This window comes from Pseudoalteromonas sp. SR45-4 (assembly GCF_014163535.1).
Lineage (GTDB): Bacteria > Pseudomonadota > Gammaproteobacteria > Enterobacterales > Alteromonadaceae > Pseudoalteromonas > Pseudoalteromonas nigrifaciens.
Window position 1 is genome coordinate 1 of sequence record NZ_JACJDO010000066.1, and the last position, 10,813, is coordinate 10,813.

General features: G+C 39.0%; 8 protein-coding genes. 4 read left to right on the forward strand and 4 right to left on the reverse strand.

The features are described from left to right. Window positions 1-857: 857 nt before the first annotated feature. The 3 genes from H5058_RS17565 to H5058_RS17575 all read right to left on the reverse strand — a co-directional run bounded on the left by H5058_RS17565 (window position 858) and on the right by H5058_RS17575 (window position 6,023). Window positions 858-1,604 carry a hypothetical protein gene (locus tag H5058_RS17565; RefSeq protein WP_182679275.1) on the reverse strand — a complete coding sequence of 249 codons (747 nt, stop codon included), beginning with the start codon at window positions 1,602-1,604 and terminating at the stop codon, window positions 858-860. Between the two features lie 1,316 nt (window positions 1,605-2,920). Then, the gene (locus tag H5058_RS17570) at window positions 2,921-4,288 is read right to left on the reverse strand and encodes an MFS transporter (protein WP_182679277.1); all 1,368 of its coding nucleotides are present in this window, start codon (window positions 4,286-4,288) and stop codon (window positions 2,921-2,923) included. Between the two features lie 367 nt (window positions 4,289-4,655). After that, window positions 4,656-6,023, reverse strand: coding sequence for an MBL fold metallo-hydrolase RNA specificity domain-containing protein (locus H5058_RS17575; protein ID WP_404936299.1), 1,368 nt, complete (start codon window positions 6,021-6,023; stop codon window positions 4,656-4,658). Between the two features lie 344 nt (window positions 6,024-6,367). Here H5058_RS17575 and H5058_RS17580 point away from each other — a divergent pair, with 344 nt between their 5' ends. Next, on the forward strand, window positions 6,368-7,534 hold the full coding sequence (locus H5058_RS17580; protein ID WP_182679281.1) for a nucleotide sugar dehydrogenase: 1,167 nt from the start codon (window positions 6,368-6,370) through the stop codon (window positions 7,532-7,534). A gap of 226 nt (window positions 7,535-7,760) precedes the next feature. Here H5058_RS17580 and H5058_RS17585 read toward each other — a convergent pair whose 3' ends face one another. Then, window positions 7,761-8,687 (reverse strand): manganese-dependent inorganic pyrophosphatase, encoded by a 927-nt coding sequence (locus H5058_RS17585; RefSeq protein WP_011327155.1) that lies wholly within the window; start codon window positions 8,685-8,687, stop codon window positions 7,761-7,763. A 119-nt stretch (window positions 8,688-8,806) separates the two neighbouring features. Here H5058_RS17585 and H5058_RS17590 point away from each other — a divergent pair, with 119 nt between their 5' ends. The 3 genes from H5058_RS17590 to H5058_RS17600 all read left to right on the forward strand — a co-directional run bounded on the left by H5058_RS17590 (window position 8,807) and on the right by H5058_RS17600 (window position 10,645). After that, window positions 8,807-9,313, forward strand: a complete 507-nt coding sequence (locus H5058_RS17590) for a hypothetical protein (protein ID WP_182679283.1) — start codon at window positions 8,807-8,809, stop codon at window positions 9,311-9,313. A gap of 26 nt (window positions 9,314-9,339) precedes the next feature. Beyond that, window positions 9,340-10,149 carry a bifunctional DNA-formamidopyrimidine glycosylase/DNA-(apurinic or apyrimidinic site) lyase gene (gene mutM / locus H5058_RS17595; protein WP_058372547.1) on the forward strand — a complete coding sequence of 270 codons (810 nt, stop codon included), beginning with the start codon at window positions 9,340-9,342 and terminating at the stop codon, window positions 10,147-10,149. 148 nt (window positions 10,150-10,297) lie between these two features. Next, the gene (locus tag H5058_RS17600) at window positions 10,298-10,645 is read left to right on the forward strand and encodes a four helix bundle protein (protein WP_041454641.1); all 348 of its coding nucleotides are present in this window, start codon (window positions 10,298-10,300) and stop codon (window positions 10,643-10,645) included. Window positions 10,646-10,813: the final 168 nt, after the last annotated feature.

The following is a 10,813-nucleotide window of genomic DNA, read 5'->3' on the forward strand; positions in this document are numbered from 1 at the left end:
CTTTACGCTAATGTCATTAGGTCATTGCAAACGGTCATTTATGCAGAATACTGGTATTTCTACATAGTTATATTGGTGCTTTACGCTATAACTCTTATCAGTATCATTAGGCCATTAAAATCGGTTATCTATGTACAAACATTGATACTTTACATCAGTGACATTGGCGCTTTTACGTAGATGTGCCTTCTTGATGCTAAAAAAGGGCAATAAACGAGTTCTAATGGTCATCTATGCAGAGAATTGGTATTTTATACATGAGTAATACAGGCATTTACACGCATAAACACTCGCGCTTACGCATAAAAGCCGGTGATTTTACGCTCTAAACCTCTCTCATTTCATTAGGTCTTTATAAGTGGTACATCATGTACACAAATTGATTATTTTACATGAGCGACATTGGCACATTTACGCATAAACACTCGCGCTTACGCATAAAAACCGGTGATTTCACGATCTAAACCTCTCTCATTTCATTAGGTCTTTATAAGTGGTACATCATGTATACATATTGATTACTTACATGAGTAACATTGGCGCTTTTGCGCAAAAGCACCACGCTATACCTATCGATTTCACCCCATTTGGGGCGTTTTTTAGCGCGTCGAACGCTGAGTATTCACTTTTACATTAAGATTTTACTGGTTGCTGGTGAACGACGATAAAATCGCTGACATGAGAGCGCCAAACCTACTCACTGGTTGTTAGCTGTTTGGCTCTATTATTATCGATGTTGACTTGTCTATCATCAACATCGGTATGAACTTGTGCTTTGTAATAATAGTTTACGAGGTATCAGTATTGGATAGATACGCTGCATAATGCAACGTATCTATAATTTTGAAGTGCTTTAATTAAGAGTTAATTACTTTAGCTATTTTCGCTTCTACGCTTTTGATAATTGAATCAACATCAATCACGTTATTATTTGATTTTTGAGTTTGTACTACTGCATTTACCACTACTTTAGAGCCGTTTCTGTATGGGAATGACTCTACTAGCATAACGACTTTAGCGCCTTCAACGTCAAGCATGTAATAATCATCTAAAGCAAGCTTAGAGTTACTACCGTAAATACGGAAATTTTTACGTGCTTTGTTCATTAAACGATCAAAGTTTGCTTTAACCGATTGAGAAGGGTATTCAGAGTTTATTTCAAACTTAGTTTTAAACTGAGTATTTGATAGGTAGTCAACAATATCCATACTAGGAACTGGAAAAGGAAGTATTAAACCTTGTTGATAAGAGGACATCTTAACAGGCTGGTAAGTAACGATATTTGATTCTGAAGTGCGTTCAGTTGTCTCGTTAACTGTGTATACAGCGCCTGATCCAATCGTTCCATTATGAGTACGCTTTTCAACAATAACATTTCCACTTTCATTGCCAAACTTGATGCTGCCATACTTAGTACAACCTTTATCACCATAGCTTTCACATATATTATATGTGTTAAAGCTAATATCGATTGGTTGATTTAGTGGTAGCTTGTAGCTAACAGCGGGCAAGTTTGTGAGTGGAACATCTGCTGGCGGTGGCGTCGATTTACAAGCGACTAATGCTGATGCGAATAATGCGACTGTAATTACTTTTTTAAACATTTTTTATCCTTTTTTAGAGTGAGATCCTTACACTTCCTATGCCTTGTATTTTTTGAACAAAAAACTACAAGGTTCTAACGCATTAAGAAGTAAAAAGATTCTAATAATATTCCTTAGTAACTTCAACTGATATTGTTGGTTTTAGTTGGTTATAAACGATGAGAGATCAATCTTAGCGCCGGTTTACTGATAGCTTTGCTTTTTTCGTTGAGAACTTCACTTTTTGACTCAATTATTTACGCCAAACAAAGGCTTTTAATTACCGCTTTTTACTTTTTTATACGCTAAAGAACGTCGAGCACTGAATCTTTACATTCACTATTTCACCGATCGCGCGAGATGAGACGATTAAATAACGTACTTAAGTCGTACCTAAACTTGTTCCTGGTTGTCATTTTAACGCGTAAAACCCCCTTAAATTAGGTAAAAAAGCGTCTGACCACATAATAAAAAAGTGAATTTTTTCACTTTTTCATCTCAGACTTTTAGCTGCTAAGACTCTATGAAATAGCCATATTGAGACACGGTGAATCCTTTTTTATGGGCATTATTTAATATGTTGGCATATTAAAAAGTGAATTTTTACACTTTTTTATCTCAGACTTTTGATGTGCTAGCGTGTCGTAAATGGCCAGATTGAGACACTTCTCACTCGCATTTTTCACGATTAAAACTGTCTCAAATGTTAAAAATTAGACGTTTTCCTGTCTCATTTAAAAAGGTAAATCGCGCGCAAAGCCTTGCTGTGTAAGGGTTGTAGGGGAGGGGGTATTTTCTTCTAATAGAGGGAACTATTGGATGAGGTTTTTATTTAAATTTCAATGGTTTACGTGGTTTTAGCCGTGTTTAATTATTGTTTAAAGTAAAGTGGTTTCAATTTAAGTAATTGATTTTAAATAGTTTAAAGTTGATTTAAGACCAATTCGCGTCCTTGTTTGAAACGTATCCACACAGAGCGCTAAAATCGACACCTGATAGGCACTTATAAAGTTGATAATATCACGGGGTTTTATTGTTGCGACGCTTATTTTGTTTTTTATTTTATATTTCAATAATTTACCTAGTTTAAGCCGTGTTTGATGATTATTTAAAGCAAGGTGGTTTATAATCAAGCTTCTGATTTTATGTAACTTAATTATAAAAAAGGGCCAATTCTGTCCCCTATTTGAAATGTGACTAATAAAGAGTGCTAAAACAGACGCACGAATAAATAAACCTAAAAGCACACTATTTAACGGTGTTTGCGGCATTCTCTATCTATAGCGTGAAGCGTAATTTAGTATTTATACATACTTTAAGTTATTTTTAAACACAATTTAAGCTCGACCACGCAGTGCAGAAATACAGCTTGCGAGGATCACAAACCCTAAAGACATTTTAAACGCCAATGAAATAGTGCTCATTAATGCGGGGCTATTTTGCGCTGAAAAAGTACTGTCTCCAAGGTAATACTGCACAATTAAGTTGATTAAGCTCATACCAAATAAATTACCAATCGTGCGTGACAAATTCATTGAAGAAGATGCGACACCTAGCTCGCTTTTATCTACTGCGCCCATAATGGCATTGTTATTTGGGGTCGAAAATAAGCCAAAGCCAATGCCCAATAATAGCAGTGAGCCGCTAATATAAGTTGTGCTTGAGTTCACCGTTAGTAGAGAAAGTAGAAAAAAGCCAACCATAACAATGACACAGCCTAATGTAGCAAGTAAGCGCGGCTGTATTTTATCGGCAAATTTACCTGCCAGTGGCGCCATGATAGCCATTGACACCGCTTGGAGTAATACGATTTGCCCTGCATGTGCGGGGCTTAATCCTTTAATATATTGCAAATACAAACTTAATAAAAAGGCCAGTGAAAAGTTACTGGCATACATTAAAAAGGAAGTGGACAAGGATAGGCTGAATACACGACTTTCTAAAAACATTTGCACTCTAATGAGTGGTCGCCGGCTGTGACTTTGATGAACAATAAATAACATCAAAAAGGTGATTGAAAGTAATGTTAAAAGCCAGCCTGACATACGTGGTAAATCACTTAACCCTAATACTAAGCACAGTGCGAAAAGCGAGAAGATAACGGTGCCCCACCAGTCAAACGGTGATTTTTTATCGTTTTTCCACTCACCCTGTAAAAACAATTTAATGGTAATGAGCAGCATAAGTACCAGTGGGATCTGCGAGTAAAACACGGCGCGCCATCCCCACATTTCAGTGAGCCAACCACCCATTGCCGGGGCAGCACTGAGCCCTATATACACACATGCCGCAGAGGTGCCCAGTGCCATCCCTCGTTTATTATCAGGTGTGACAGAGGTTATGATGGCAACGCCGATACCAAAAATCATGGCGCCTGCGGCCCCTTGTATAAAGCGCCAAAAAAGCACCCACTCAATCGATGTTGCCAGCGCACACATAAGCGAGGCCAGCGCATTTAAGGCTAAACCAGAAGCATATACGCGTTTGCGGCCATAGTTGTCTGCTATTTTTCCGCACGGTAGCATAAACATGACGCTACTGAGTAAATACAAGGTGGGCATCCACGCGATCATTTTCGCGCTCGCATTTAAATCTTCAGCGAGATTTGGGATCGCTATGTTTACGCCTGCCATGCCAAGTGGCCCTATAATAGAGCCGCTACAAACGATAATAAGTGCAATGGTAGTCGGGGGAAGTTTAAACAAGAAGAGTCCTTTTATTTACTAGTCTTAAAAATGATACGTGTAGATATTTGCTTGTAAAGGCTTTGATGTCGTTGAGAGCGAAGCGATGCCTTTAGTTCAATATAATTGCGTGATTCCCCCAAACAGGTGATTATTTACCAGGTTGGCATACTTGCATCTGGCTCAGAGCATCATTCCAGAGAAAGCGACAGCGCTTATATGTGCTACGCATTATGACTAAAAAAGGGAGGAAGATCTTTATGATTTGAAAATTAAAATGTTCAATATTAAATGCTGTTTAATAAAAGTTTTCATTGTGGATAATTGAACGAAATGGCAGCTTTACACACTGTGTACTAAGACTTCATTTACCTATGGTTAATTTTTATTATTTAGCGATTTCCACGAATGTTTTTTCTCCTAAAATTTCGCGATATTTATTTGCGAGCGCATTTTTCGCATCATCATCGCCATGCACTATTTTTATATGGTTGGGCTTTTTACGCATGCCGGTTACAAATTTTATTAACCCATTTTGATCTGCGTGGGCGCTGTAGCCGCTTATAGTGTGTACTTTGGCGTTTATGATAATGCGAGTGTCGTTTACAAATACATAGCCGTTACGAGGGCCATAGGTTTGTATATCACGCCCTAATGTGCCGCGTCCTTGATAGCCTACAAACAGTATGTCGGTGGTTTTGTCACTTAAAAAACGCGCTAGGTAATTTACAATGCGCCCGCCGGTGCACATGCCGCTGGCGGCTAAAATAATGGCGGGGGTTTGGCGAGTGGCTAAGTAGTTAATAATGGCCACATGCTCTTTATGAGTGTCGATTGTGGTTAGGTTTTTAAAGTCGAGCGGGTGGCGGCCTTTGGCAACTTTGCGTTTGGCTTCAGCGTCCCATAAATGTTTAAAATTTCTGTACTGCTCAGTAAAATTTGCCGCCATGGGGGAGTCTAGTATTACGTGTATGCTGTGCCATGGTGAGTTTTTAGGTGCGCTGTGAATTAACTGCTCTAGTTCGTAAAGTAGCTCTTGAGTTCGACCTATACTAAACGCGGGCACGAGTACTACGCCGTTATCGGCAACCGCACCTTCGATTACTTTTTTTAATGTTTGAGTACGCTCTTTACGCCCTTGATGGTTTTTATCGCCATAGGTCGATTCAATGACTAGAGTGTCGGCTTTATACGGCGGCTTAGGTGTGGGTAATAGGGGAGTATAGGGCGCGCCTAGATCGCCAGAAAACACCACGCGATGCGTACTTTTACCTTGTGTGTTGTTAGGAGTGGTTTTAGTGCTTTTGTTCTCAAAAATGTCAATTTCAACATAGGCTGAACCTAAAATGTGCCCGGCTCGCTGAAACCGTGCTTTGGCTGTTTGGGTATTTTCAGCATTATTAACGCTTGGATTGATAGATAAGTTAAACCAGGTTTTAAAATCAACCGCAACAATGCGCCTAGCTAATAAGCTTAAACAGGCTGCAATTATTTTAGGATCGCGTGTTACCCCTACTTTTAATGCATCCTCTATCACCAGTGGTAATAAACTGGCCGACGCTTTAGTGGTGTAAATAGGCCCTTTAAATCCCGCAGCCAATAAATACGGTATGCGCCCCACATGATCAATATGGCAATGAGTAACAATTAATGCCGTAACATTAGTTATATCAAACCCAATAGCTAAATCAGTTTTTGAATCCTCCCCCTGAAATAGTCCACAATCAATGAGTATTGATGTGCTGTTATTTATCACTAGTTCATGGCACGAACCGGTAACGCCATTAACAGCCCCATGATGCAGTATTTTCATTGTTCGTCCTTGTATGCTTAAAAAGGGCGGTGATCTACTTTTAGCCGTAACTTTCAATTAAAGATGAAAACAGCTTTTAAGTGTTTTAACGTATTGTTTGTAACAGCTTAGTTTTAATTAGTTTAAATGCAAGGGTAGGTAATGGGTTGCGATTAGTTTTCAGTTAGAAATAAAAATAAGGGCAGAGTGTGTTGCTAGTGTGTTTTTTGCACTTTTCAATTTGCCTATAATTTAGCCTTAACTATACTTTTAGCTGATATAGAATATTTTAAATATTAGGGATGAATATGAAGGTAACAGTTGTAGGTACTGGTTATGTTGGTTTGTCGAACGCCATGTTACTAGCCCAGCATAACGAGGTTATAGCACTTGATATAGATGAGCAAAAAATAGCCCTTTTAAATAATAAGCAATCGCCGATAGTCGATTTTCATATAAGTGAATATTTACAACGAGATGATATAAATTTTACTGCAACAACTAATAAAAGCATGGCGTACTGCAACGCTGACTTTATTATTATAGCGACCCCTACCGATTACGATACCCACACTCATAATTTTAATACCAGCTCTGTTGAGGCCGTGATAAACGATGCTTTGGCTTATAATCCACACGCGGTAATAATTGTTAAATCGACAGTGCCAGTGCGTTTTACGCAGCGGATGAAAGCGCAGCTGGGCGTAGACAATATTATATTTTCTCCTGAATTTTTACGTGAAGGTAAGGCGCTTTACGATAACCTACACCCATCACGCATTGTGGTTGGTGAGCAAAGTGAGCGTGCTGCTGTATTTGCTAATTTACTTAAGCAAGGGGCGATTAAACAAGATATAGCAGTGTTGTTTACTGAGTCGACCGAAGCTGAAGCCATTAAATTATTTTCAAATACCTATCTTGCAATGCGGGTCGCATATTTTAACGAACTTGATACGTATGCCGAAGCGCATGGATTAAATAGTAAACAAATTATACAAGGGGTTGGACTTGACCCTCGCATTGGTAATCATTATAACAATCCATCGTTTGGCTATGGTGGCTATTGTTTGCCAAAAGATACCAAGCAGTTATTAGCAAATTATAAAGACATACCCAACAATATGATTTGCGCTATTGTTGATGCCAATACCACACGTAAAAATTTTATAGCGGATTCAATTATTAAACGAAATCCTAAAGTCGTTGGAATTTACAGGCTCGTTATGAAAACGGGATCTGATAACTTTAGAGCGTCTGCTATTCAAGGGATCATGAAGCGAATTGCAGCCAGTAATGTGCAAATGGTGGTGTATGAGCCAGAGCTTAAAGAAGATGTTTTTTATAACTCTCGCGTTATTAGAAACTTAAATGAATTTAAACAAATATCTGATGTAGTTGTTTCTAACCGTATGGTTGAAGAGTTGAGTGATATTACAGATAAAGTATACACACGCGATTTATTTGGTAGTGATTGAAAGTAAATAGCAGGTAGCAAGTGGTCAGGCAGAAATAAGAGTTGAAAGAGCCAGCTAAAGGTTCAAGGGCAGTGGTCAGGTTTTAGCCATAAATAAAGAGCAGAGTAGTGTTTGATAGTGTGACTTTATAACATTTGATTACTACGATTTTAAACAAAAACACCGCGTTTATTTAAACGCGGTGTTTTTTTGAAGTCTGATTGCTGACCTCTAGTATCTGCTTACATTATACTTTTTGAAAAGCATCTTGTAGTGGTGGTACTACTTGCTTTTTACGGCTCAGTACGCCGTCTAGCCATACTTTTCCGTCTGCTGGTTTTTCACCATAAGCTTGCTCTACTAGGTTTGCGTCGTCTGATGCAATTAGCATTTCTGAGCCTTCTTTCATGATGTCGGTAAGCAGTAAAAATACTGAGTGGCGGTTACCTTCAGTTTTAAGCTTGGCGATATCGGTCGCTAAATCAGCTTTAATATCGTCAAATACTGCAAGGTCGATCACTTCTAGCTGGCCTATACCTACTAGGTTGCCGTTCATGTTAAAGTCTTTAAAGTCGCGCATAACCAGGTCGCGTATAGGCGTGTCGGCAACTGCCGATTTAACGCGAAACATCTCCATGCCGAGCTCTTTAGGATCGTCAATACCGGCTATTTCTGCTAGCGCTTCAACACATTTAATATCGGCAGTAGTGCACGTTGGCGATTTAAAAATAACGGTGTCGCTTAAAATAGCGCACATCATAATACCGGCGATGTTTTTAGGGATTTCTACATTGTAAAAATCGTACATCATTTTAATTATGGTGTTTGAACAACCTACAGGGCGGATCCAACACTCTAGTGGTGCTGATGAGGTTAGGTCACCAAGCTTATGGTGATCTACTACGCCGACTATGCGAGCTTGGTCTATATCATCTGGTGCTTGGGTTTTTTCTGTGTGGTCAACAATATACACATCTTCGCCGGCGTAGCTAAGCTTTAGCTCTGGCGCTTCGAAGCCAAATTTATCAAGAATAAATTGAGTTTCTGGTGAAATTTCACCAAGACGCGTTGGAATGGCTGGTTCATTAATTTGGTTTTTTAAATAAGCGAGTGCAATTGCGCCGCATATTGAATCTGAATCTGGGATTTTATGGCCCACTACATACATTGACATTGATGAAACTCCTAAAAATTTGCGCGTATTCTAACAAAGTATAGTGGATTTAACATATAGACAGTGTAATTAAGTTTTGGTTACACTTTAAACTATTGAACTAATTAGGAACATCGAGCATGCAATTAAGCCGTAAAGGTTGGAACAACGTTATTATTTTTTCGATGTTGATTATGATCTTCTTTTTAAATGGTTGGCATAAAAATATTGGTGGTAATAATAACGAGCCGGTACTGCAACCAGTGTTACCAATACAAAGTTTTGTATTAACGTTGAGTTTTGTTGATCAAAAAATTGAACGTATAGGCACAAGCTGGCGTACAACCGCATTACAAATCGATGTGCCGCTTACTTGGCAAGGCACGGAGCAGCAGCTAGGTGAACTGGTTAACGTGTGGCAAAGTGCTCAGCTTATGTCGGTTCATGAGTCAGTTGTTTTTAATCCTAATGCGCCACTTTCGGTAGCTACCTTTGAACTGGCGGGCGAACCTTTACCTTGGGTGTATTTGCTTTACAAGGGCGATGGGCAGTATTATCTACTCGAAAAAAATAGCCAGCGTGTATTTGCGCTTGATTTAGCTGTAGTTAAACAGTTGTTTCCTAGTTCAACCCCGAGCGAACAATAATCTTTATAATAAAGTGAGTGTATTAAATGCCTGAATTACCAGAGGTAGAAGTAAGCCGCATGGGCATAACCCCGCATGTTTTAAATCAAGTTGTTACTAAGGTAAATATTCATAATGGCAGCATGCGTTGGCCAGTGCCAGACGATGTATATCAGCTAACGGGTTTAACCGTAACGGGCGTTGAGCGCCGCGCAAAATATTTGTTATTACACTGTGAGTTAGGCTCTACTATTTTGCATTTAGGTATGTCGGGAAATTTACGCGTAGTAAGTGCTAACGAGCCACTTAAAAAACACGATCATATAGAATTTATTTTTGCTAACGGTAAAGCGCTGCGCTTAAACGATCCGCGCCGCTTTGGTTGTTGCCTATGGCAAGCGCCGGGCTCAGTTCATAAGTTATTGGCAAAGCTTGGGCCTGAGCCGCTTACGGACGAATTTTTTGCGAAACAGGTATATCAGCAATCACGCAATAAAAAAGTGCCGGTAAAACAATTTATAATGAATAACGCTATTGTCGTAGGGGTCGGTAATATTTACGCTAACGAATCATTATTTAAAGCGGGAATAGATCCTCGCCGCGAAGCCGGTAAAGTATCACTGAAAAGTTTTGAAGCGCTTATCCCTATAATTAAAGACACGCTAGCCGCAGCAATAACCCAAGGAGGCACCACCTTAAAAGATTTTGCCCAAAGCGATGGGAAACCGGGTTACTTTGCTCAGCAACTTTTAGTGTACGGTCGCAAAGGGCAACCTTGCTTGGTGTGTAAAAGCGAATTACAAGAAGTTAGGCTAGGGCAAAGAAGTACTGTGTTTTGTGGGAAATGTCAGAAGTGAAGGGCAGGTTATAGGTATCAGGAGTCAGGTGTCAGGTAGAGATAAAAACAAGGTTTCAGGGGGGAGGTGTTAGTTTTAAATATTTGTATTTTGTTAATTAAAAACTAAGCTAATTTAATCAAAGTATCTGTACAAGGGTGTCAGAATGATGAATTTTGAAAACTTAGATGTTTGGAAACGCTCTACCCGTTTAAGTGCAGATATTTATAAAAACCCAACATTGAAAAAAGACTTTGGCTTTAGGGATCAATTAACGCGATCAGGCTTATCTGTCCCTAGTAATATAGCAGAAGGAATGACGCGAGATAGTGATAAAGAAAAAGTTCGCTTTTTAGATATTGCGCGTTCTTCGTTAGCTGAAGCTCGAACACAAATTTATATTGCCATAGATATAAATTATATAGAATCGGATGTTGGTCGGGCTTGGTTAAACGAAACCTTTGAGTTATCAAAAATGCTGACAAGCTTGATATCTAAAATTAAAACTCGAATTTGAAAATGACAAAAGTGGCTTTAGTTTAGAGAGAGCTAAAGCCAAGCTCTGAGTTTAAGTTAGATGCGCGCGAGCAATTTACTACTGCGTTTATTTAATTCAAAAACGTGGAATAAGTACACACTTACCAGAGTGGTATTTTTATCATTTTGCGGACACCTGACACCTGAC

Excerpts from the sequence above, each read along its gene's own strand:
- H5058_RS17565 (WP_182679275.1), bottom strand. The coding sequence starts at position 1,604 with ATGTTTAAAAAAGTAATTACAGTCGCATTATTCGCATCAGCATTAGTC.
- H5058_RS17580 (WP_182679281.1), top strand. The coding sequence starts at position 6,368 with ATGAAGGTAACAGTTGTAGGTACTGGTTATGTTGGTTTGTCGAACGCC.
- H5058_RS17585 (WP_011327155.1), bottom strand. The coding sequence starts at position 8,687 with ATGTCAATGTATGTAGTGGGCCATAAAATCCCAGATTCAGATTCAATA.
- H5058_RS17590 (WP_182679283.1), top strand. The coding sequence starts at position 8,807 with ATGCAATTAAGCCGTAAAGGTTGGAACAACGTTATTATTTTTTCGATG.
- mutM (WP_058372547.1), top strand. The coding sequence starts at position 9,340 with ATGCCTGAATTACCAGAGGTAGAAGTAAGCCGCATGGGCATAACCCCG.
- H5058_RS17600 (WP_041454641.1), top strand. The coding sequence starts at position 10,298 with ATGAATTTTGAAAACTTAGATGTTTGGAAACGCTCTACCCGTTTAAGT.